This window comes from Paenibacillus sp. BIC5C1, from assembly GCF_032399705.1.
GTDB classification, from domain to species: Bacteria; Bacillota; Bacilli; order Paenibacillales; family Paenibacillaceae; genus Paenibacillus; species Paenibacillus taichungensis_A.
The window spans coordinates 1,464,180-1,486,627 of the sequence record NZ_CP135922.1 but is presented as its reverse complement, the minus strand read 5'-3'; the positions used below and the strand labels follow the sequence as shown (position 1 = coordinate 1,486,627).

Annotated in this window: 22 protein-coding genes; 6 read left to right on the top strand and 16 right to left on the bottom strand. The window is 44.3% G+C overall.

Translation table 11 applies throughout. The features are described 5' to 3' along the window. Positions 1–8: 8 nt before the first annotated feature. From tsaB to RS891_RS06640, 4 genes are all read right to left on the bottom strand, one after another. Positions 9–857, bottom strand: coding sequence for a tRNA (adenosine(37)-N6)-threonylcarbamoyltransferase complex dimerization subunit type 1 TsaB (gene tsaB / locus RS891_RS06655; protein WP_113051924.1), 849 nt, complete (start codon positions 855–857; stop codon positions 9–11). Between the two features lie 2 nt (positions 858–859). After that, positions 860–1,342: a tRNA (adenosine(37)-N6)-threonylcarbamoyltransferase complex ATPase subunit type 1 TsaE gene (gene tsaE, locus RS891_RS06650; protein ID WP_315794846.1), complete on the bottom strand. Its 483-nt coding sequence runs from the start codon at positions 1,340–1,342 to the stop codon at positions 860–862. 193 nt (positions 1,343–1,535) lie between these two features. Beyond that, positions 1,536–1,712, bottom strand: a complete 177-nt coding sequence (locus tag RS891_RS06645) for an H-type small acid-soluble spore protein (protein WP_053783520.1) — start codon at positions 1,710–1,712, stop codon at positions 1,536–1,538. Between the two features lie 5 nt (positions 1,713–1,717). Further along, entirely contained in the window at positions 1,718–2,014 is a 297-nt protein-coding gene (locus RS891_RS06640; protein WP_113051823.1) for a hypothetical protein, read from the bottom strand. Positions 2,015–2,209: 195 nt separating this feature from the next. Between RS891_RS06640 and RS891_RS06635 the strand changes: the two genes are divergently transcribed. The 5 genes from RS891_RS06635 (at position 2,210) to ligD (ending at position 7,628) form a co-directional block, all read left to right on the top strand. After that, positions 2,210–3,121: a non-homologous end joining protein Ku gene (locus RS891_RS06635; RefSeq protein WP_113051822.1), complete on the top strand. Its 912-nt coding sequence runs from the start codon at positions 2,210–2,212 to the stop codon at positions 3,119–3,121. Between the two features lie 314 nt (positions 3,122–3,435). Continuing rightward, positions 3,436–4,305: a VOC family protein gene (locus RS891_RS06630; RefSeq protein ID WP_315794845.1), complete on the top strand. Its 870-nt coding sequence runs from the start codon at positions 3,436–3,438 to the stop codon at positions 4,303–4,305. A 219-nt stretch (positions 4,306–4,524) separates the two neighbouring features. Further along, positions 4,525–5,622 carry a GerAB/ArcD/ProY family transporter gene (locus tag RS891_RS06625; protein WP_181586455.1) on the top strand — a complete coding sequence of 366 codons (1,098 nt, stop codon included), beginning with the start codon at positions 4,525–4,527 and terminating at the stop codon, positions 5,620–5,622. Between the two features lie 70 nt (positions 5,623–5,692). Next, complete coding sequence (locus RS891_RS06620; RefSeq protein ID WP_315794844.1) at positions 5,693–6,658, top strand: ATP-dependent DNA ligase; 966 nt, start codon at positions 5,693–5,695, stop codon at positions 6,656–6,658. Between the two features lie 79 nt (positions 6,659–6,737). Further along, positions 6,738–7,628, top strand: coding sequence for a non-homologous end-joining DNA ligase (gene ligD, locus RS891_RS06615; RefSeq protein WP_315794843.1), 891 nt, complete (start codon positions 6,738–6,740; stop codon positions 7,626–7,628). A 59-nt stretch (positions 7,629–7,687) separates the two neighbouring features. Here ligD and RS891_RS06610 read toward each other — a convergent pair whose 3' ends face one another. Both RS891_RS06610 and cls read right to left on the bottom strand, forming a co-directional pair. Next, positions 7,688–8,596 carry a YitT family protein gene (locus tag RS891_RS06610; protein WP_053783466.1) on the bottom strand — a complete coding sequence of 303 codons (909 nt, stop codon included), beginning with the start codon at positions 8,594–8,596 and terminating at the stop codon, positions 7,688–7,690. Positions 8,597–8,943: 347 nt separating this feature from the next. Continuing rightward, entirely contained in the window at positions 8,944–10,383 is a 1,440-nt protein-coding gene (gene cls / locus RS891_RS06605; RefSeq protein WP_315794842.1) for a cardiolipin synthase, read from the bottom strand. 376 nt (positions 10,384–10,759) lie between these two features. Between cls and RS891_RS06600 the strand changes: the two genes are divergently transcribed. After that, positions 10,760–12,118: a hemolysin family protein gene (locus RS891_RS06600; protein ID WP_113051816.1), complete on the top strand. Its 1,359-nt coding sequence runs from the start codon at positions 10,760–10,762 to the stop codon at positions 12,116–12,118. 130 nt (positions 12,119–12,248) lie between these two features. On the opposite strand, the gene RS891_RS06595 is transcribed toward RS891_RS06600, so the two are convergent. The 10 genes from RS891_RS06595 to RS891_RS06550 all read right to left on the bottom strand — a co-directional run bounded on the left by RS891_RS06595 (position 12,249) and on the right by RS891_RS06550 (position 22,391). After that, positions 12,249–13,841: an alpha/beta hydrolase family protein gene (locus tag RS891_RS06595; RefSeq protein WP_315794841.1), complete on the bottom strand. Its 1,593-nt coding sequence runs from the start codon at positions 13,839–13,841 to the stop codon at positions 12,249–12,251. Between the two features lie 48 nt (positions 13,842–13,889). Further along, on the bottom strand, positions 13,890–14,990 hold the full coding sequence (locus RS891_RS06590) for a DUF1648 domain-containing protein (protein WP_315794840.1): 1,101 nt from the start codon (positions 14,988–14,990) through the stop codon (positions 13,890–13,892). Positions 14,991–15,013: 23 nt separating this feature from the next. Further along, a complete protein-coding gene (locus tag RS891_RS06585) occupies positions 15,014–15,409 on the bottom strand; it encodes a GntR family transcriptional regulator (RefSeq protein ID WP_315794839.1) in 396 nt (131 codons plus the stop codon). Positions 15,410–15,632: 223 nt separating this feature from the next. Then, the gene (locus RS891_RS06580) at positions 15,633–16,706 is read right to left on the bottom strand and encodes an AI-2E family transporter (RefSeq protein ID WP_315794838.1); all 1,074 of its coding nucleotides are present in this window, start codon (positions 16,704–16,706) and stop codon (positions 15,633–15,635) included. A gap of 219 nt (positions 16,707–16,925) precedes the next feature. Continuing rightward, the gene (locus tag RS891_RS06575) at positions 16,926–17,720 is read right to left on the bottom strand and encodes an ABC transporter permease (protein WP_315794837.1); all 795 of its coding nucleotides are present in this window, start codon (positions 17,718–17,720) and stop codon (positions 16,926–16,928) included. Further along, a complete protein-coding gene (locus tag RS891_RS06570; protein ID WP_113051811.1) occupies positions 17,713–18,621 on the bottom strand; it encodes an ABC transporter ATP-binding protein in 909 nt (302 codons plus the stop codon). Before RS891_RS06570 ends, RS891_RS06575 begins: the two co-directional genes overlap by 8 nt. 527 nt (positions 18,622–19,148) lie before the next feature. After that, positions 19,149–19,667, bottom strand: a complete 519-nt coding sequence (locus tag RS891_RS06565; RefSeq protein ID WP_315794836.1) for a hypothetical protein — start codon at positions 19,665–19,667, stop codon at positions 19,149–19,151. Between the two features lie 101 nt (positions 19,668–19,768). Continuing rightward, a complete protein-coding gene (locus RS891_RS06560; protein ID WP_315794835.1) occupies positions 19,769–20,314 on the bottom strand; it encodes a VanZ family protein in 546 nt (181 codons plus the stop codon). Positions 20,315–20,362: 48 nt separating this feature from the next. Next, a complete protein-coding gene (locus RS891_RS06555) occupies positions 20,363–21,451 on the bottom strand; it encodes an acyltransferase family protein (RefSeq protein ID WP_315794834.1) in 1,089 nt (362 codons plus the stop codon). 19 nt (positions 21,452–21,470) lie between these two features. Then, positions 21,471–22,391, bottom strand: coding sequence for an LCP family glycopolymer transferase (locus RS891_RS06550; RefSeq protein ID WP_315794833.1), 921 nt, complete (start codon positions 22,389–22,391; stop codon positions 21,471–21,473). Positions 22,392–22,448 lie beyond the last annotated feature (57 nt).

Genomic DNA, 22,448 nt, shown 5'->3' with positions numbered 1-22,448 from the left:
AACCTCTTTTAGCCTTTGCGCAGCAGGTTGGCTTCCGCTTCAGCCAGCTGGGTGTAGTTGGGCACGAGCGCATGCACGTCATCTCGCTGACCTGCAAGCAGCGCCTCGGCGCCTAAGCGCCCAACCCAACGGCCCTCCAGCTCATAGGATACGAGCTGGAGCGCCGTTCCTGCAGGGCAGCGAAGCTCAGCCGCAGCTGCCGCATGCGGGCCCGTCTCGCCGACAATCCAGACGGCAGCGGGCCGCTCTTCCGGCGCCGCTTCCGCCATGCGGGCGGCGAGGGCTTCCAGCCAGCCGTCCACCAGACGGATGGCATCTGGCGCCAGCCGCCGGGGCGCAGCGCTCCCGGCGGAGGCAAACAGCGCGGTATAGGCTTGACCGCGCCGTGCATCCACAAGCGGAACGATCCAGTGGACAGGGGCGGCACCTGTGCCGCCCTGGTCCGCGGATGGCGTTCCGCCAGCCCCCGCTGCGGCATCCTCTGCCGCAGCCTCAGCCTTGGCGGCGAGGCCGCTGTGCCAGCCGCCCCAGGCCAGGGCCTGAAGGCTGGACACCCCGACAACCGGGATGTCCCACGCCCAGGCTAACGTTTTTGCCGCGGTCACCGCAATGCGGATGCCCGTGTACGAGCCAGGGCCAATGCCGACGGCAACACCGTCCAGCTGTCCCGGCTGCGTGCTGCTAGCTTCCAGCAGCTGCTCCATTACAGGCACGACATGTACCGAATGGTTGCGTTCTGCACGTTCATTACGTTCTTCCAGAAGAGCGTGGCCTTCCATAACTGAGGCTGCCATCACCGCAGTCGATGTATCCAACGCCAAAAACCGCTGGCGCGGCTGTTTTTGTAAATCTTCCATCATCATTTGACTCCATTCTGTCTGAACTGTCGGCACATGGCAGCATAAGTCTCGCCATACCCATCCAGCGTAATCGTTCGATCCTCTGGACCCGTCGTCTCGATCTGCACATGCAGGTGTTCCTGCGGCAGCAATTCCGGAATGATGCTGGACCATTCCACCAGACTGATTCCGGTACCATAGAAATACTCATCCAGTCCAAGCTCGTCCGCTTCTTCCAGCGATATGCGGTACACATCCATGTGATACAAGGGCAGACGCCCTTCGTATTCCTTAATTAATGTAAACGTGGGGCTATTAACCACTTCACGTACACCCAAATGCCAGGCAAACTTTTGCGAAAATGCCGTTTTGCCCGCGCCCAAATCACCGTCTAGTGCAATCACCATGCCGGCGATTGCCTGTTCAGCGAGTGCGGACGCGAGTACTTCTGTATCTGCAATGCCATGGGAGTGATACACCCACTGCTCATGCGTCTGATTCAATATACGCCCCACCTTTGGCGGTCAAGCCGCCTGAGTTCACTTTGAACCTTATTATATCGGTCCCATTCTCACCCCGCAACATCGAAGGATCAGAAGCAGAACGGAAGATAGGCCACCATTCACACGAATGACAAATAAACCGGCACCTGACGGCACCGGCCTTCCCTAGACATCCTATACCAGATGTTCTCTTTTACTCTTCCAAACGGTCTACACGTACCGTCTGGGTATTCCCCGGTCTGCTGCCAACCTGCACCGTTGCCATGCCATTGGCTTCATCCACATTTTCGATCCAGACCGGATCTCCTTCCAATGTAACAGCAATCGTATCTTTGGAATCATAAATGGCTTTTGCTCGTTTCACATCCATCATTGTTATTCATACTCCCCTTCCGGATCATCATGCGATTCCCGCACCATGCTATCTGTTGTACTCTCACCAATATATCCGTTATCTTCTGTAACTTGTCCACCGCCCAGACCCTCATTCACCATCCGGTCAATGTCCAGCATGAACGATTCCCTGTCAAGCGGCAGCTCTTCTGAGGTAATAGCCTCCCAGTTAACCGCTGTTGCAGGTGTATGAAAACCTTCAGACCCTTCCGACTCGGCACGAGGATACGGAGAGAACGCATGGGCGTGAGCTTCAGCTTCGTCTCGTTTGTTCTTCATTGGGGTACCTCCTGACGTGATAGTTAATAACTAACATCATCCTCTTTCAAAACAACGCTATAAGCGAAAATCTTCAAGGATGTTTCTGTTATCATCCCCCACTCTTTCTGAAGCATACCGATCCGGGAAAATAGGGTTATCCCGCCCGTGAAATGCCCATACTATACCTAAAATGTTCTCGGAAAGGAGCCGTTTATGCATACGGTCTGGAAAGGTGCCATTAGCTTTGGTCTGGTTCATGTTCCTGTCAAAATGTTTTCGGCTACCGAAGACAAAGACATCTCCATGCGTTACATTCACAAAGTCTGCGGCAGTCCACTTGCTTATGTACGTAAATGCCCTTCCTGTGAAGTTGAGGTTCAATGGGAAGAGATCACCAAAGGATATGAATATGAGAAAGGCAAATTCGTCTTGTTCGAAAAGGACGAGCTTGAAGCGTTAAATGATTCCAGCAGCAAAACCATTACCATTCTGGATTTCGTGGATTTAACGGAGATCGATCCGATTTATTTTCAAAAAACGTATTACCTCTCTCCCGATCAAGCGGGAGGAAACGCCTACCAGCTATTAATGACAGCCATGCGGGATACAGGAAAGATTGGCATCGCCAAGATATCCATTCGCTCCAAAAGTAGTTTGGCCGCCATTCGTGTGCTGGACGATTGCCTCTCCATGGAAACCATTTTCTATCCGGACGAGATTCGTCCCGTCTCTCAGGTTCCCAACCTGCCCGAGGTTCTGAACGTAAACGAGAAGGAATTGACGATGGCCAAATTGCTGATCGATCAGTTATCTACTCCGTTTGAACCTGGTAAATATACAGACGACTATCGCGCCAAACTGCTGGATCTGATCAATCACAAAGTAGCGGGTGAAGAAATCAAAATTGCCCCTGCCAAGCCGGAAGCGAATGTCATGGATCTCATGGCAGCACTGCAAGCAAGTATTGAAGCTGTGAAGCCCATTCCAACCGATCCCGGAACCACCACAGCCAAACCCAAGAAACGTGCTCCGAAGAAAACTTCGGTCCAAGCAGTGGCTGGAGGAGAAACAGAGTCCCCCGCTCCTGCCAAAAGAAAGAAGGCTGCGCCTAAACCCAAAGCGTAAACAGCAAACAGCACAGGATTCGCAAGTCACTAACATCAACATTGAAGATCCGGCCAAGAAGCCGGATTTTTGTTTTGTATTCCATAATTGAAGTAAGGCACAACCAAGATTCAATACACCAAAATCGAAAATATAATTGACGAAAGTTGATTTATATTTTATATTAACTTATGAAAAGTAACTTATTTATAAATGTACAGTCAAACCTCATAACTACATGAGCCATGACATTATAATAATCCTATTCCATTGCCAATGAATGAACCGCAACAATTCAACTAATTCAACTAAATTTTATACAGGAGGAATTCCTTATGACTTCTACTTATCAAATCCCTGCTACCACCCATCTGGGTGAAGTAAGTTTACGAATCAGCAATTTGGATCGATCCATTCAATTTTATACCGAGGTGGTCGGACTGAAACTGCTTGAACGCAGTGACAAAGTCGCTACCTTGACAGCCGATGGAAAGCAGTCTCTTCTGCGCCTTGAACAGTTGACCGATGCAGTGACGATGCCTGTTCGCTCCACTTCAGGTCTGTATCACTTCGCCATCCTGCTGCCTGACCGCAAATCGCTGGGCCTTGCTCTTCGTAATCTGGCTGAATCCGGCATCGAAATTGGTCAAGGTGATCATCTGGTCAGTGAAGCATTCTACATTTCCGATCCAGATCAGAACGGTATCGAAATCTATGCAGACCGTGCCCGCGACACCTGGAAGCGAGATGCAGATAATAACTACATTATGTCAAGTGATCCTGTTGATGTAGACAGCCTGTTCGCTCTGGCCACAAACGAACCTTGGCAGGGTCTGCCTGCTGGAACGGTCATCGGCCATGTTCACTTCCATGTACGCAGTCTGGAAGAGTCGCGCCGTTTCTACACAGGAGTACTTGGATTCGATATCGTTGGTAACTTCGCCAACATGTCCGCCCTGTTTGTATCGGCAGGCGGTTATCACCATCACATCGGACTGAACATTTGGGCTGGTACAGGCGCACCTGTGAATCCGGCCAATGCGACAGGCATTGACTACTTCACCATCATTTATGACGGAAAAGAACAATTAGAACAAGCTGTAGAACAACTGCGTCAATCCAACGCATCTATTGAACAGCAAGGTATGGACTGGTTTACTGTAGACCCACAGAATATTCGTATTCGCTTGACCTCAACGAACTAAGACGGGGAATCCGTGAATTAAATGTTGTGCGTTAAGTTGACTACGTTCTGATTAGCCCGGACACCAATTTCCTCGCTCTAACATGGGGAAATTCGTTGTCTGGGCTTTTTTGCCTACCTTTTTTTATATTTATCTATGCCTTTATCCATTTCCTAATAAAACTGGTGCTATTGGCGCAACCTAACCAATATCTAGATCGATATGCGAAGGAGAACCCACATGATTGAAAAGGGGCGTTTAACTGTAAGACAACTGGGCTCACTGATGTTCTTATGCACGATTGGTGAACAGATTATCGTCTTCCCCTCAATGGTCACCTCATATGCGCATCAGGATGCATGGATATCTGCATTAATGGGCGTTGCCGGGGGAGCAGGGGTTCTGTCCATCATGCTCGTTGTATACAAATTGCAGCCCCGTATGAATCTGATCCAACATGCATTGTATACTCTAGGACCCTGGATCGGGGCGTTCATCAGCTGTTTTTATCTATTCTATTTTCTAATGGGTACTTCTGCATTCATAAGAGAAATTGGGGATTTCATGACGACCCAGCTCCTGCCTGAATCCCCTCTCTTCATTGTGAGTTTGCTTTTTGTTTGTACTCTTGCCTGGGGACTTTTCTCCGGTCTGGAACCCATAGGCAGAAGTGCCGAGGTACTTCTGCCCCTGATTGTGCTGTTTCTGCTCATTCTGACCGTCTGTCTATTCCCGCATTCACATCTGGACAACATCAAGCCCGTTCTTGCAGAAGGCTTTCTGAATCCCTTTAAAGGCTTTGTCGCTGTGCTTACCTATCCTTATTGTGAATTGTGCATCTTTCTTATGCTCTTTCCTTATGCTAAAAAGGAAGCGCATTGGGAAAAGGATATCCTTCTAGCAGCCATCATAGGGGGATTGATGCTTACCCTCACACTAACCATCTGTCTGCTGGTCATGGGTCCATTTATGACGCAACACCACTGGTTCGCAGCATTTAATCTGTCGCTGAAGATCAATATAGGCAACTTTTTACAGCGGATTGAGGCATTTATGGCTTCTGTCTGGATTATTGCCGTCTTTTTCAAGAGCATTCTGTTCTTCTATAGCTTTGTACTCGGAATCAGTCATCTCTTCAAATTGTCCAGCTATCGTCCACTCATTTTGCCTGGCGCTATGTTGATTCTGTCCATGTCCATTGTTCTAGCACCCAACGAAAATTTCTATCTCAAAGTCGTTATTCCATATTGGATTGATTGGGATTTGACTTGTGGTATCGGGATTCCTTTACTGCTTATTACGGTACATAAACTGAAAGCACGGCTGCGGAAGAGCTAAACTTGCCCTACTCAACTTATAGAGGATCAACCTCCAGGCAGATTTGAAAGAGGAAAGGAGTTTTAAGCACATGTTCAATCCCTTGGTTCCTTTTGAACCTATATCCCGTGATGTGATCCCTACCGGGCAAAATTGGATTGCCCAAATCAAATGGGATGGGGTTCGCATGCTTGCTTACGAGGACGGCCAGGGAATTCAGTTAGTTAATCGCAGATTGCACAACCGAACTGCACAATATCCTGAACTGGTTCAGCCACGCAATCTGTGCTCCGTCCCTTCTTATATTTTGGATGGAGAGATTATTGCCCTTGATCCAGATACGGGGAAACCATCCTTCTATCACGTGCTGCGGCGAGATCGCATGAGCAGACCGGATGGCATTGCCCAAGCTGTAAACCAGATTCCGGTGACTTATATGGTATTTGATATTCTTTTCTGCGATGGGGCATGGGTCACAGATCAACCACTTGCAGATCGTCAGCGTCTGCTGCATCAAGTTCTGAATTCTGCTCCCCATGTTCAGGAAGTAACCAACACGTCAGATCCCGACGCCCTGCTCTCTGTGATGAGACAGCACCAGATGGAGGGAATTGTATGTAAAGACCTTTCCAGTACCTATGGAATCAACGGCAAGGATCAGCGTTGGCAGAAGGTTAAGATTTTCCACGACCTATATGCCCTGATTGGAGGGGTCACCTTCCGCAGCGGCATCGTCAATGCAATTGCAGTCGGTGTATATGATGGGCCTAACTTTGTCTATATTGGTCATGTCGGCACGGGTAAGCTGAACTCGGACTCCTGGCGTAAACTAACCGAAGAAGTACAACCTCTTATTCGTAAGGATAGACCTTTTCATAACATACCCGAGAGAAGCGCAGAGACGACATGGATTGAACCACAGATCGGCGTCAAAGTGCAATTCATGGAACTCACCCACCATCTTACCCTACGTCACCCAAGCATCCAGACTTTTGCTTCGGTAAAGCGAGATGAGTGTGAGATCAGCCAGATCAGTCATCTTATGCATGAACGATAAACCTCTTTTCCATCCGCCTGAATCATTAAAATGACTTCCCATTTAAAACTATACTTGTTTACCACAGGAGGTGTTGTTCATGGCCCATACAATAAAGGGCACCATAACGATTAATGGAATGGAGCTTACCGTGACCAATCCGGACAAGTTGTTATGGCCCGAAGCAGGTGTAACCAAGGCTGTCTATTTGCAAAAGTTAGCGGCGCTGGCTCCCTATCTACTGACGTACACCCGAAATCGGCTGCTCACTACGATACGTTATCCACATGGTGCAGGCGGCGAGTTTTTCTATCAGAAAAATGTTCCAGAGCCCGTTCCGGAGTTTGTACGAACGGAGATGCATGATGGGATACGATATGTAGTGATGAATGACCTTCCTGATCTGTTATGGCTTGGCAATCTGGCCGCTCTTGAGTTTCATCCTTCCTTACATGCTGTAGGTAGCCATCTGCCTTGTGAGTGGATGATTGATCTCGATCCTTCACAGGAAGAAGAACCCCGCATCATGCAGGCTGCCCTGATCGTGGGGGAAACGCTGACTTCGCTTGGTCTTAGATCGGTACCGAAAACTTCTGGTGCCACAGGTGTACAGATTATTGTTCCGATCCGCCAAGGTGTAACCTTCGATGAATTAAGAGACATTGGTTATTTTGTAGGCAAATACGTCACTCAAAAACATCCGGATCTATTTACACTGGAACGACTAAAAAAAGACCGGGGGGATCGTATTTATTTTGATTACCTCCAGCATTACGGTGGCAAAACGCTTGCAGCTCCCTACACTCCCCGCGCCAAACCAGGCGGTACAGTGTCCACTCCTCTCACATGGGATGAAGTTCGGAACAACGTTTCGGTTAAGGATTACCACTTGATGAACATCGTGGAACGCCTGACGAAGACCGGGGATCTGATCGCAGCTGTCGACCCCCAGCCTGTTGAACTGATCATCCAGCATTTAAAACAAAAATAGCCGGTCACCCTCAAACCAAGGGTACCGGCTATTTTTTCGTTTACTCGCGATGAGATTCGCTAATGTATACCTTTTTTCTTGAAACGTCCGCCCTTCACATCGTGAATGTTACCTATTGCCACAAAGGCATGTGGGTCCCAATCTTCAACAATGGACTTCAGCTTAGCTTCTTCCAAACGGGTAATAACCACAAATATAATTTTCTTCTCGTCTCCGCTGAAGCCGCCCTCCCCATCCAGAAAAGTGACGCCACGACCCAGACGGTCGGTTAAGGCTGAACCAATATCACGGTACTTCTCACTGATAATCCATACCGATTTGGATTGATCCAATCCTTCATTGACAATATCAATCATCTTCATTGCAATATAATAAGCAATCATGGAATACAGGGCATTTGGCCAACCAAACACAAAACCTGCACCTGCAAAAATAAATACGTTAATGAACAATACGATCTGACCTACAGACAATGGTGATTTCTCACTCAACAGTATGGCTACAATCTCCGTACCATCCAGTGAACCGCCAGAACGAATGACAAGACCAACTCCAACCCCCAAGATCAATCCACCAAATACAGCTCCAAGCAGTGGTTCACCTGGCGTCAGTGCAGGAACGTGGTGTAACAATGACGTTCCAATGGACATTACAACGATCCCGAGCAGTGTGGACAACGCAAACGTTTTACCTATTTGTTTATACCCCAGAATCAGGAAAGGCAAGTTAAGTAAGGTTAGGAAAATTCCGAGTGGCAGATGTGTAAGCTCTGACACCATAATCGAAATCCCTGTTATTCCCCCATCAATAACGCCATTCGGCACGAGAAATACTTCGAGTGACACAGCCATCAGTGCAGCACCGACCAGAATCATCACAATGCGCTGCAGAAGCTTTAGTGAAAACACCGAGCTCTTCACATTGCGGTCCGGCTTGGATGTTAGTTCTTTAACCGATACATTGGACATGGTATCCCCCCCGTTTTGATCAATATGTGAATCCATTTCATAAATCATTTAAGTACCCCAGAGGAACCCTACATAAAGAGGAACAACACCGTTCCAACGCTATATGCACCCCGTAATAAAAGCACCTAAAGGCTATATGAAATGTATTCAAGTATGTCTTAATTCCGGTTGACAATTCCAAAAGAGAGCAAAAGGGAGCCTGTTTTCCCGCAGACTCCCCTCCTTCGCCAAGACATAATTTATATAAACATTATATCATAAAAGATCAAATTTGAGCAAAATAGTTAGCAAAAAGAAGATAAATTCACAAAAAGTGAACTTATCTTGAGAAATCCGCCTTATAACGGCTAAAGCAGCGGAGAAAGCATGCGAGAAAGCATTTCTGCCCCTTTTTCCCACCGTGAGCGCTGCTGAAACACCTTCACGTCAATCTGGCTGCAATCATTCAGATCACGTTCAAAATCCTCAGTCAGCCGTTCCATGGATGATGTCTCGAACAATACTGCGGTTAACTCAAAATTGCAGAAAAAGCTGCGCATATCCATGTTGGCTGTCCCTACCGTCGCAAGCAAATCATCCACAATTAAGACCTTGGCATGTACAAAGCCTTTGCGATATTGATAGAACTTCACTCCGGCACGCAACAATTCTTCGACATAGGACATAGAAGCCAAATGCACCAGCCGGGAATCCGATTGATACGGAATGATGATTTTCACATCCACTCCACTGACGGCAGCCGTCTTAATTGCTTCGTACAATGCGGGATCCGGGATGAAATAGGGTGTCGTGATATATATGCGTTCGCTTGCTACGGAAATCGCCCCAAAGCACATTTCCTGAATGGCATCCCAGTCCTGATCCGGCCCGCTGGCCAGAATCTGAATTCGCTCTTTCCCGCTGCAAATATGTGGCGGGAACAGTTCTGTCAGTTGAGGCTCTGTAATCTGCTCGCCGGAAGCGAGCTTCCAGTCGTTCAAGAACGTATTTTGTAGGAAATATACGGCATCTCCCTCAATCTGTACATGAGTATCGCGCCAGAACCCAACTTCTGGATATTGTCCGAGATAATCATCCCCTATATTAATCCCACCCACGAAGCCAATCCTTCCATCCACCACAACAATTTTACGGTGATTCCGGTAGTTCACTCTTCGGTCAATCGTTGCAATGAGCGGTGGCAGAAAATAATGAAACTCCACGCCTGCCTCCTGAAACTTCCGGATAAAACTCCAGCTCATCTTGTGACTGCCGAGTCCATCGCAGATCAGACGCACTTTGACGCCTTCTTTCGCCTTGCGAATCATCACATCCTGAAACTTCGTGCTGATGACATCATCTCGAAAAATATAAAATTCAACATGCAAATGGTGCTCTGCATGTTCCATTGCCCTCAACATGGCTTCAAATGTCTCTTCACCATTCGTCAGTACTTGACTCCGATTACAGCCTGTAATCGGGCTCTCAGACAGGTGTGACAGCAGGTTGAACAAACGATGCTGATGATTGTATCGACTGCCCGACATCTGATCGGCATGCTCGACAATATGAGCCTGCTCCCAGATCGTCTCCCGTATTTCACGAAAGATTCGCGAACCGCCTTTACGGACCTTCTTGCGTTTGCTGTAGTCCTGGGCGACAAAATAATACACCACAAAGCCGATCAAGGGTACACAGAATAAAATAAAAAGCCATGCCACAGCTTTCGCCGGATTACGGAATTCCAGCAACAGAATGGTGGCTGCCTGAAAAGTAAATACGAGCAATATAATGACCAGCCAAAACATTCGGCTTCCTCCTCATGGCAAGGTGTGACCTTGCCGTTCTCTCTCACTGTACAAGCTTTGACGATAAAGCCTATAGCTAATCATTAGATACCCAATGTATGCACTGTTCGTAACGTTTGCTTAGATAAAATGTTACATACACAACTGATCTATAGCGGCACTCAGCCAGTTCATTCCATACTTAGGCGTTGTATATTCTGACTGTGTTCCCCTCTACATATGATTCATTCCAGTCTGCGGATCAGCATTCCATCGCCATTTCGCACACACTCCCTTCCAGACTCTTCCTCTTTTCTTGATCGGAAGGTGGTCTTCTTACGTAAAATTAGATATAATATTCGTTAAAAACTTATTACTTAAAGGAGAAGAGCAGTGAATGGAAAGTGAGAGGTATGCGTTAAATTTAGTATTGGTTGCGTTTTTGATAGGACTTTCGGCTTTTTTTGTTGCAGTGGAGTTCGCTCTGGTACGAGTTCGTCCGAGCCGGATCGACCAAATGATTGCAGAAGGAAACAAGCGTGCGCTGGCTGTTAAACAGGCAGTTGCCAATCTGGATGGCTATTTGTCCGCCTGCCAGCTTGGAATCACGATCACATCTCTGGGATTGGGCTGGCTGGGTGAACCGACGGTAGAGAAAATTCTCCACCCTGTGTTTGAAAGCATGAGCATGCCTGAGGCAGTTTCTTCATTCTTATCATTTGTTATCGCGTTTGCTTCCATCACGTATCTGCATGTTGTGGTTGGCGAACTTGCTCCAAAAACGATTGCAATCCGGAAAGCCGAGACTGTTGCACTGCTGACGTCTACACCTATCATCTGGTTTAACCGAATTATGTATCCTTTTATCTGGCTGTTAAACAGCTCAGCGAATCAACTGGTCAAGTTGTTCGGAATTAAACCTGCATCCGAGCATGAAGATGCGCACTCCGAAGAGGAATTACAGATTATCATTAATGAAAGCTTTGAGAGCGGCAAAATCAACCAAGCCGAGTTCGGTTATGTAAGCCGGATTTTTGCTTTTGATGAAATGCTTGCCAAAGAAATCATGGTACCCCGGACTGATATGGTCTGCCTTTATGTCAATAGATCGAACGAGGAAAACCTGGATATTATCCGACAGGAACAATACACCCGTTTTCCAGTGGTAAATGAGAGTAAAGACGATATTATCGGTATCATTAATACCAAACAATTTTTCCTGGAGTTGTACGGAAACGACGAACCTGTCGATCTTTCTTCCCTTATTCAGCCGGTATCCGCTGTTCACGAAACGACGCCAGTCAAAGATCTGCTTAAAAAAATGCAGAAGGATGGCGTGCATATTGCCGTACTGGTCGATGAGTACGGAGGTACTTCCGGGATAGTAACGATTGAGGATGTGCTTGAACAGATTGTCGGTGAAATTCGGGATGAGTTTGACGCGGACGAAGTCGAGGATATTCAGGTCATCAATGAAAACTATGTCATTATGGATGGTAAGGTGTCCCTATCCAAGGTTAACGACATGTTCACGTCAAACCTGGATGCTGATGAATGGGATACCATTGGTGGCTGGCTCTATAGCCATCGTCCAGAGATGAATGAACAGGAAGAATATGAGTTCGAAAATCTGACCTTCGTTTTGCTGGAAAAAGACAAAAATCGCTTCTACAAAGTCGCCGTTGTTCCTAAGGAACCACTGACCATGTCCGACTACACCGATGAAGACGAGAAAGAATCCAATTGGGCTAAATAAAGCAACAACCTCATATATAATAAGAAGAGCACTTACCTACTTTGGTAAGTGCCCTTCTTATTATTTCTGGCTGAATGTGTTACTTCCCCATGTTATCACTCAACGAAGAATGGAACTAACCGTCCCGTTTTTAATTTGATTTTAATACCCACTTCGCAATATCATCGATAATGGCTTTGGAGACATTAGATGGCTCAGCGTATTCTTGACCAATCGACAGTCCGTCATAGCTGGATAAAAGATGATTTACCTTTGGATAGCTATTGTACGTTACATTGGAATGATCTTGAAGAGCCAATTTCCAGTTTTGGAATTGATTCATAGACACTTGCACATCATTTTCGCCTTGGATAATAAGCATAGGGGTATTTTGTGTTTTAGCCAGTTCTGCAGGTACATAATCTCTCTGCTCAAACCACCAATAAGCAGGTTGAAGTGGAAACGCCTCAGGAAGATGATCTACAGAATATTTAGGATCTTTAACGATCGCAGCAACATTTTTATAAAAATCAGCTTGTTCTTTAATGATCTCCGTATCTAAACCAAGCCGCTTCATCCGATCGACCAATTCGTTCTGCTGCTCAGTAAGCACATCCACAAAGCTACTACTTGGTGCAGCAAGTAGGATACTTCCTGCAATATCATGTTGTTTATCCTCAGCAATGATTAGCGGTAATGCAAACCCGCCTTGACTATGTCCAGCTACAAAAATCGCTGTAGAATCAATATGTGTATTCTTTTCAAGTAAATCTATAGCATCGGTTACCTGATCTACGCTCTCTTGTTTTAATGTGAATTTAGGTTGAGAAGCGACCTTATAGGTATGCTCATACGTGACCTTATCATATCTTAATACAGCAACTCCCTGTGAAGCTAAACCTACCGCAAGATCGCGAAACGGCTTTGCACCACCAATGGCAGCATCCTGATTGCTGGCCCCGGATCCGTGTACCAGAATTACAACTGGGAAGGGTCCCTCTCCCTTGGGCAAAGTTAATGTCCCTGGTAAAGCTAAATCCCCCTGACCAACCGTAATGTCTTGTTCTGTATAGGCAGATGCGTCGTCGTAACTTGGTTTCTGATAAACATCTGGAGTGGCGGCAGCAATATACAAATCATCCACAAGTCCATCATCGTTCATTCTGACTGTAATATTTAAACGAGTAAGCGCTGTCTTAAAAGTATAGGTGACATTGCGATGCACTGTGTTATTTTCTACGTGTTTAGCTATGGCTTTACTTGTAATTTTGCCGTTTTGTCCTTCTAAAGCTCCCCATAACTGACTCAACAACGTGGGTGACAACACTCCACTCACAGAGGTATGAACATACTTGGCGGCCTCCTTGCCATCACCCTCACTTATAAGTGAAATGAATAGATCCTCAGGTGCTGCCTCCAGCGTCTCGGTAAGAAATCCCTCATCCATAAAGGTAATTCCTTTCGTTAACTGAACAGGATTGTCTAACGCTATGACTTGCCCATTCACAATCGCCTGCTTCTCTCCTACCTTAACTACAATCATAAGCTCATTTTTACGTATGGTGATTTGTCCTGTTTGTTGTTGCCAAGATACCTCTGCCCCATTCTTTTCTGCAATCTCACGAATAGGAACTAGATTTTCACTTCCCGCGGGTTTTTCAGCTGCTGCTGAGATGGATGTCGCCGGCAGGATTAGACATACGAAAGTAAGAGAAAGTAATAGCTTTTTCCAATGGTTCATCATAATCATTCCTCCTAATTATTTTTATGATATGCATAGATTTATGAGCATTTATTGGCTCAGAAATCTACTTATAACAACAATAGCAATGATGAATAACAACAGGACCCAAGATAGTGGGTGAGCGAAGTTAATCGTCCAGCCTATTCCATAACGTTTCTCTACGGTAAAAGAAGGATCATTGGCATTGAAGTAAATAAAACCAAGCTTCCAATAATCATCGTCATTCACAGGCTGCTCCTTGGATCGTTCGCGCTCTTCCTGATGATTACGAATTTTCCCGCCGCCTTGTCTGCCTGTGAGAGACAGCCATACTGCACCTAACACGATCAGCACAGGGATGATGAAGCTAATAGCTGTTAACAAGACCAGATTAGGGACGAACATATTGATCTGAATGAAGGCAAATAAAATGGTAAGAAGCAACCCTGTTATGATCGTAAATAGGGACCATTTACGGCGGAATTGAATATTTTCAGCAGCAAATTTGGCAGGATTAGACGTAGTAAGCTGTTGTTTGCTTGCTTTAATACTCCAGTTCACCAACATCATAAGTGCAATGATTCCTAGCTGTACAAGGTTAATAGCCAGTACCGAAAGGTAGGTTTTAGGCACACTGGAAGTGACATTGCCCTGAAGATCATATTTCATTGGAATGACGTTAGGTAGTGCCTTATAATTCAGGATTGAAATGATGGCAATGACCACAATAATAGCAATGTGAATGAGAAACCAATAGTTGGAATAGGTGAGCTTATTTTGGCGGAAGGTGGTATCGATTTTAACCCTATGAGGTGCTTCTACAGTTGGAAGTGTTCCTTTTATCTTTTTCATCTTGAAATGAAATAAGATGTGTAGTGCTGACCAGTACACAACAAATATCATTGTGCAAACACCGGTGATTATTGCGGTAGACTCTTCATTAGCAGATCGGAGTAAATACAAACTGACAAGAACAACCATCCCGTTTCCGATCAGACTTACTGTAGCAAACGTTCTCCGTAGCTTGCGTAAGACTGGTGTGTAGTAATTATATTGACTTACCGTGACCCCAAAGCTGATTGTTTCCCTTGTCACATAAGGTGCAAAGGATAGAAGTAAGGCTATTGGAGCAAAGATTAAAATGATAGGTAATATACTAAATAGTTGCATACATAACACACTCCCTCAATTCTTTATTGTTTGTTGTCACCCATCTTTATATCATCATACATTTGGTCTAATACCACAGATAGTTCCTCTTTGGTCATTCCGCGACATATCGCTTCGGCAATAACCGGTCTTAATTCTCTTTGCTGCTTTTTCAAAAAATCATCCGTTAAATCAGGCATTCCATCAGGGTTTACTACGACTCCCTTTTGTCTATGAATTAAAATGTATCCATCTTGCTTGAGTAGTGTATAAGCCTTATTGACCGTATGAAGGTTAACGCCAATATCTGCGGCCAAATTCCGAACCGATGGTAACGCCTCACCTAGCTGTAACTCGCCACTAGCAATGCCTTCAATAATTTGATAAACAAGTTGCGAATAGATGGGAAGTTCGGATTGCATATCCAGTTGAATAATCAAGGGTCCACCTTCTTTTTTTGTTATCTGTTATATATCAAGTATAACAGCTATAACATGAGTGAGCAATAAAAATGAAAATAAAAAATAAAGCCGCATATCCATCGCGAGGGCAGACTTAACTGACCCTTCACCATTGATATGCGGCTTATCCTATTGAGCTTATCCATGTGATTCGAGAAAACGTGAGTGGTATCATATGACAGAGTCGTATCTCAAATTTCATTCAAAGTTCAGTCTTATCTTCGACAATCCGATAATGGATTTTGCGAACTATAATTTTCAGAATCATATACAGCGGAATAACGATAATCATACCCAGGATATTTCCCAGGTCAGCACCCACAAGCAACAAAATAACGGTAGTCAGTGGATGAATATCAAGCTGCTTGCCATAAACGTAAGGTGAGATCAGGTTATCCTGAATTTGCTGAGCAATCACAATGATAACCAGTGACCATATCGCCATCGAAGGAGATTCGATAAACGCGACAATGACAACCGGAATAGCTGCCAGCAAAGCACCCACATAAGGGATGAAGTTCAGAATAATGGATACCACCGTCAGCAGCAATGCATAAGGCAAACCTAAAATGAGAAAACCGATGTACATCAGAATCCCCAGAGCAACATTAACAATTACCCGGCCAACAATATAGCTGCTTAGTGCTTCATCGATCTCATGGACGGTTTCTTCCCCATCCTTCCGATAACGCCTTGGCAACAACAAGGTCAGATTCGTTCCAAACTTGCTGCCTTCCTTAAGCATGTAATACAGCATGATTGGGAACGTCGCCAGAATAATAACCAGATTCGATACTACGGAGAATAACCCTGAGACATAATCGGTTACCTGTGTGATCCCTTGGCTCAGAACATCGGATAATCGTGAGAATAGATTGGAATCATCAGGCAGGTATCTGGAAACAAAATTACTCTTTTCAAGTGCATTCAACTGATCACTGAGCGAAGTAACCAACGCTGGAGCATTCTCCACAAAATTCATCAGTTGCTCTCTCAATGAAGGCCATACCAGTACGCTGAAACCTGCAATCATCAATGCAGTCACTACATAAATAATCAGAACTGACAATGCACGTTTAATCTTGTGCCTTTCCATATAATCGACGAGCGGTCGCAGCAGATAATAGAAGAAACCAGCAATCAGCAGCGGAATGATGATGATGTGAATCAGCGAGGTCAGGGGGCTGAAAATAAAGTTGACTTTATCCCCCAAATACACGATGAGCAGCAGCAAAATAATCGCTGTGCATATACGGTAAAACTTGTTGTTTATCAAGAAACGTGATCCCTCCATACGCTGCTCTGCCAAATACGACTGCGGCGATAATATGTATGTATTGCAACTTAATATAGCTTGGGCAGCGTGTTCCATTCCATGCCGCATGCTCATGTATTATTATATGTACCCTTAAATGCTAGTCATGCCACAGCGGATGCTGAATATACTCTATTTTCCATCCTGAAGGAGAAATTGGGCAAAAAAAGAAGCAGGCGATTAGCCTGCCACATCTCTTTTGTTGAATACAACCCATGAGATCAACATGAAAATGACATAATATACAGCTAGCACAGCAATAGAAAACCCAAGTGTCATACCTGCATTTCCATCGCCAAGCAATCCATAATCCGCCGCTGAATCCATATAGCGACTGAGATCCATGTTATTAAACAGAACATACTTGGCCCATTCGTAACGAACAGGATTGAAGATTAATGAGAACAAATTCTGTGTAAACATGATAAATAGAGACAAACCGATTGCCAGAGCTCCCGAACGAAACACGGAGGAGACCATAAAGGCAATAGCGAGCGTAATAAACAAGTCCACGTACAGATATCCCCATAGTGCAAATGCGTGTGATGCAGAAGCACCGCTTCCATCCGGAGTTACGGAATGGGAGAACAGCATATACGACATTACGGTTGCCAGAATAACAACAAGTAACGTACTCAGAACACTGAATCCAATCACGGACAAATATTTGGATGCCAGTATTTTGCTGCGCGACCACGGACGAATCAGCAGTAGTTTAATCGTTCCCCATGTGAACTCACCAGCTACCGCTTCAGCTGCAATGACGACACAGAAGATGGTATTCAGGAAAAAGACAATCTGAACGGTTGTAATAGCTGCTTGCCAGTATGGGACCTCACTGGACCCCATGCCTTCATTGAGCAGAACCGGCATCAACAGCGAGATCAATGCCAGAATGGATAACATAATCCAAGTACGCGGACGACGGAAAATTTTCATGTTTTCATTCATAATGAGATTGCCGAAATTACTCAATGCTTCCGCCCCCAGTCACCTGCAAAAATTGATCTTCCAGCGTATGGGTTACGTTACGGATACCGTATACCTGGAATCCTTCACTGACCAGCCTCGCATTCAAGTCCGGAATCTGCTCACGGGATAAACGAATTACAATGGCATTGCCCTGCACTGTAGCCTCGCTAATTACTTCGGCTGCACGTGGGGCATCATTTACTTCAAAAGCAACTTCAGTAAGTACGTCCGCTCCCGCCTCAGCCCTGAGATTTCTTACATCAATCAATTTGCCATTTTGGATAATCGCAACGGTATCACACATCAATTCCATCTCCGACAGCAAGTGGCTGGATACAAAGACGGTGATTCCTTCCTCCTGACAGAGCTGACGCAAATAATCCCTGAGTTCCCGGATCCCCTGCGGATCAAGTCCGTTGGTGGGTTCATCCAATACCAGTAACTTTGGTTTATGTAATATGGCTTGGGCCACGCCCAAACGCTGCCGCATACCCAGAGAATAGGTCTTTACCTTGTCATGAATTCGGGCTGTAAGCCCAACACGTTCAATCGTCTCGGCAATGCGTTCTTTCGTAATACCAGGTGACATCCGGGCAAAGTGAACGAGATTCTGATATCCAGTCAGAAACTTGTACATTTCTGGATTTTCAACAATAGCCCCAACCTGAGCTATGGCTTGCTCAAATTCATTCTTTACACTGTGTCCCGAGATGATGATATCTCCTTGACTGATGGACATCAGTCCTACCATCATTCGAATCGTTGTTGTTTTCCCCGCTCCATTGGGTCCTAAAAAACCAAAAACCTGCCCCGGAGAAATATCCAGAGTCAGGTCACTGACCAATGATCGGGAGGAGATGATTTTACTGACGCCCTGAAGACGGACGACCGGCTCCTGCTGCATTCCATTTCCTCCTTCATCAACGGACACTCACTTCATGCCCGCTTCTCATATGAAGATAGTGTATCATAATCTTTAGTATATTGTCCCGCAAACTGGGATTTCCCTTGACGTTTCGTATGAACTACACACGCTTCACAGCATCCAAGCGGCATCTCACTCCGATAAAATCCGGTGCGAAATACGTGATTGCCTCCACAGTCCTCTTCCTTTAGTTCGACAGAGCCCCTAGCGACCGACACAATCATCCCACAACTGACACAGTAAAAGCGGTCCGTTTCGATCAATGATATTCCTTCCCCTCACAAGGAGCATTGAAGTCCCTGTTATTTGTCGTTAGACGCTGAATTTTGATACAATTTGTATCTAACTCGTAATTTACTTGACACCGGGACTAATGTCAACCCCTTGTAGGTATAAAAAGAAATGAAATGCAAAAAAAGCTCTATAAACGCGACTAAAGTCTCGCATTCATAGAGCCTTTTCAAGTACAAATGATACAATCCGGTACATAGTATGGGTTAATACTATCATTCGGTTTTGTCGTGCTCTGTCTCGGTATCTCCATTCTTTGGATAATACCAAAGCAGCGTCCAATCGTCTCCATCCTTTACAATATAACAATTCTGCACGATTTTAAATTGACCAAAGGTTCCCGTAAACTTCTGGGTGACACCAATGCGATATGCCTCTGCAAATGGTTTAACACCATCAATCACCGTAACGTCAAATTCCCGCTCCGGTTTCTCCATCTCCAGATCAAAGGTTTCCACCCCAAAATGCTGCATGAAAATATGTGCTCTGGACTGCAAATAGGCGCTTTTGGGAAAGCGTTCTTTCATCAATGGATGAAACAACTCCCATGAACTGCCGAAATCACCCGTCTGCTCATATTTGTAAAACTCTTGGGCTATGGCAGCGGCTTCATCTGGTGCATCCGCACGAAACAGATATGGGATGGTTCTGCCTATGAGCCACAACAGCAGCAGCACAAGTGCTATGAATCCGATCTTTTTAAATAACGCTTTCCGGTTCCTTCTTCGCAGCATGTCCCGTCCCCCTTGTCCTACTCCCATACTTATGATGGATGGCAAGCAAGTAGAAGCGGGAACTCGCTAGCAGCATTTCCTGGGAAATCCTATAGTCCATTTTATGTTTTCGATTTTCCTTTATACACTCTCCTACTTAATGTGAATAAGATAATACCTACACATCCTCCAACCAAATCTACTCCAACATCACGTATGGAAGCAGTTCGATTAGGACTGAATTGTTGAATATACTCATCCGTTGAAGCAATCAAACTAACAACAAATAATGCGAATAGGGTAGCAGTTTTACTGCTTAACTTTCTTTGACGCAAAGTCCCATAAACTAAAGCAGCCAGTACAGCATAGATAAATAGATGTCCACTTTTTCGGATAATAAATTCCAAGAAATCAAACGGCTTCTTCTGAAGTGAATAATGCTTTTCACCATAGTTGATTGATATATCAGGTAAACTGAAACCCAACCTCACCTGCTCAGATAATTTATGTAGGAAAGGTTGAATTGTCTGCTGCTGATATGACTGTGCCGACATTGACCATATGAATAAAATCCATAATGAAATAAATATTATAGATCCTAGGAACCAAAGAGACCGGCGTATCCGCAATTTGTTTTTCTTGTGAATACTCACAGAACTCCGCCGCATCCGTTCTCCCCCTTGTTTGTCATTATTCATTTATATAAACAAACCTTATTATGTTTCTATAGCCGTTTTGGATTGGAATGGAAGATTTGTTTCCTTTGGTTTCACATGTTGGATCCCTCCGACTAGATATCTGCCAAAAGGTATTCGATTAAATAGATACGTCATAATAATAGAGCCAGTTAAACTTGATATAAATAATATTATTGTATATCCTATAAATCCCACTAATGGTATATAAGGGATCCACCCCATAAAAAGTTTATGAAGCAAATAGATACTGAAAGAGTAACTGCTTATCTGGTAGACCCATCGTGGAATCTGACGTACCTTGTTAGATACATAAAAAATCAGTCCAATAACACAGCAAGTATATAGAAGCATATCAGGTCTCTTCGAAGTTGTTTTAGTAAAAATGAGATTATTGAACAGAAAAACAAGAGCCATCATCAATAAAGTCGAACCAAATATCCATAATTTATGACGTTGTAACCATTGAATAACATACTCGTAATTACGTCCAGCATAATAACCGACTGTAAAATAAAATAACCAACCTAAACACGGAATCCAATAGCCACGGGCCCAAATGTAATCATGAAATGGAATTATAGCTATCGGCTGAATCAGATTAAAGAAAGCCAAGTACAAAACATTTAAAACAAACGAAAAAATAAGAGCTCTCAAAGGAGGAATACGGTTTAGTACCCTACTTAAGATCATATGCAGAATATAAAACTGAAAAATAAGAAGTATAAACCAGGCTACAAAATCGCCCATAACAATATTTTTTACCGTTTCAACAATGACTGCACTCCATGTAAATCCTTCTGTCATATCAAATACTGCGTATATAATTCCCATAAAACAATAGGGAATCAGAAGGTTTCTCATTCTTTTTATAAGAAACCCAGGTGGCACACCATCTCTGTAGGCTTTTGCCAATAAAAACTCCGAAATGAACGCGTAGGTAGGTGTTGCAAACAGTAATAACAGATGGAGAGTCTCGAGAGAAAAGAATGTCGAGCCTAATTGTTTGGTTTGAAAGTCAATTGAAGCTTCAATTGCATGGATTAATACAATAGCCAGGCATGATATACTCCGAAGCCAAAATATTTCATTAACCAACTTCTTATCCATATGCCATCTCCATAATTTATTATTGGGATAAGTGCTTTTGTATTAAACCGTGAGCCCTATCTCTTTCTTCCTGATCAATCAAATAATAATAAACCCCGTCAATCTTCGTACCCTCACCTTGTAGTTCTATCGTTTCTATATTTTCCAAATCAGAACGATAATCTAATAACAAGCCCTTCATCTCTTCAAATGTAATATCTGTTCTCACATTATCGCCAATCTCACTCAAAATCGTTTGAAGATGTATGACATTCGATACTTGGAGTGTTGTCTGCATAAGGCGTTCCAGTATTTGTCTTTGTCTGCTATTCCTACCAATATCACCTCGCGGATCATCATAACGCATTCTTGTATACCCAAGAGCTTCACTGCCATTTAACTTGATTGTGCCTTCATTATAATGGTAACCTTGATAATCAAAAGCAAAACGATTATTAACTTCCACTCCACCTAATAAATCAATGAGTTGGGTGAATCCCTGCATATTAACTTTGATATAATAATCAATAGGTGAATCCAAAAACTTTTCAACTGTATCTAACGCCATGTTTACACCTCCAAAGGCGTAAGCATGATTAATTTTATCTACAGTGTTATGACCGACGATTTCAGTCCTTGTATCACGCGGTATATTAAACATAAGCACTGATTTCTTCGCAGGATTAACACTTAGAACAATGATGGTATCTGTACGTCCCACATCTGTACTTCGCTCATCCACACCCATGACCATAACCGTAAATGGATCCTTCTCATTAATCTTGACTTCATTTCCCCCTCTAACATCAGTCACAATGTTAACTGGCTTCACTGGATCAAGGGGTTCATACATATCATTGGCAGTCGATTTTACAGTGTAATATACAAAAATACCGTAACCAAGAATGCCTATTAAAAATAACGATAATGCACTTAAAGTGATTTTAAGCCATAGCTTCATTACATATCCCCTCATATTTAGTTCAATTATGATATGATACGAATTCACTAACCGGAA

Coding starts and splice junctions, on each gene's coding strand:
- RS891_RS06595 (WP_315794841.1), bottom strand. CDS start 13,841: ATGATGAACCATTGGAAAAAGCTATTACTTTCTCTTACTTTCGTATGT.
- RS891_RS06550 (WP_315794833.1), bottom strand. CDS start 22,391: ATGAAGCTATGGCTTAAAATCACTTTAAGTGCATTATCGTTATTTTTA.
- cls (WP_315794842.1), bottom strand. CDS start 10,383: ATGTTTTGGCTGGTCATTATATTGCTCGTATTTACTTTTCAGGCAGCC.
- RS891_RS06565 (WP_315794836.1), bottom strand. CDS start 19,667: ATGCTGCGAAGAAGGAACCGGAAAGCGTTATTTAAAAAGATCGGATTC.
- RS891_RS06640 (WP_113051823.1), bottom strand. CDS start 2,014: ATGAAGAACAAACGAGACGAAGCTGAAGCTCACGCCCATGCGTTCTCT.
- RS891_RS06560 (WP_315794835.1), bottom strand. CDS start 20,314: ATGCGGCGGAGTTCTGTGAGTATTCACAAGAAAAACAAATTGCGGATA.
- RS891_RS06600 (WP_113051816.1), top strand. CDS start 10,760: ATGGAAAGTGAGAGGTATGCGTTAAATTTAGTATTGGTTGCGTTTTTG.
- RS891_RS06570 (WP_113051811.1), bottom strand. CDS start 18,621: ATGCAGCAGGAGCCGGTCGTCCGTCTTCAGGGCGTCAGTAAAATCATC.
- RS891_RS06635 (WP_113051822.1), top strand. CDS start 2,210: ATGCATACGGTCTGGAAAGGTGCCATTAGCTTTGGTCTGGTTCATGTT.
- RS891_RS06610 (WP_053783466.1), bottom strand. CDS start 8,596: ATGTCCAATGTATCGGTTAAAGAACTAACATCCAAGCCGGACCGCAAT.
- tsaB (WP_113051924.1), bottom strand. CDS start 857: ATGGAAGATTTACAAAAACAGCCGCGCCAGCGGTTTTTGGCGTTGGAT.
- RS891_RS06590 (WP_315794840.1), bottom strand. CDS start 14,990: ATGCAACTATTTAGTATATTACCTATCATTTTAATCTTTGCTCCAATA.
- RS891_RS06625 (WP_181586455.1), top strand. CDS start 4,525: ATGATTGAAAAGGGGCGTTTAACTGTAAGACAACTGGGCTCACTGATG.
- RS891_RS06555 (WP_315794834.1), bottom strand. CDS start 21,451: ATGGATAAGAAGTTGGTTAATGAAATATTTTGGCTTCGGAGTATATCA.
- RS891_RS06620 (WP_315794844.1), top strand. CDS start 5,693: ATGTTCAATCCCTTGGTTCCTTTTGAACCTATATCCCGTGATGTGATC.
- ligD (WP_315794843.1), top strand. CDS start 6,738: ATGGCCCATACAATAAAGGGCACCATAACGATTAATGGAATGGAGCTT.
- RS891_RS06630 (WP_315794845.1), top strand. CDS start 3,436: ATGACTTCTACTTATCAAATCCCTGCTACCACCCATCTGGGTGAAGTA.
- RS891_RS06645 (WP_053783520.1), bottom strand. CDS start 1,712: ATGGATGTGAAACGAGCAAAAGCCATTTATGATTCCAAAGATACGATT.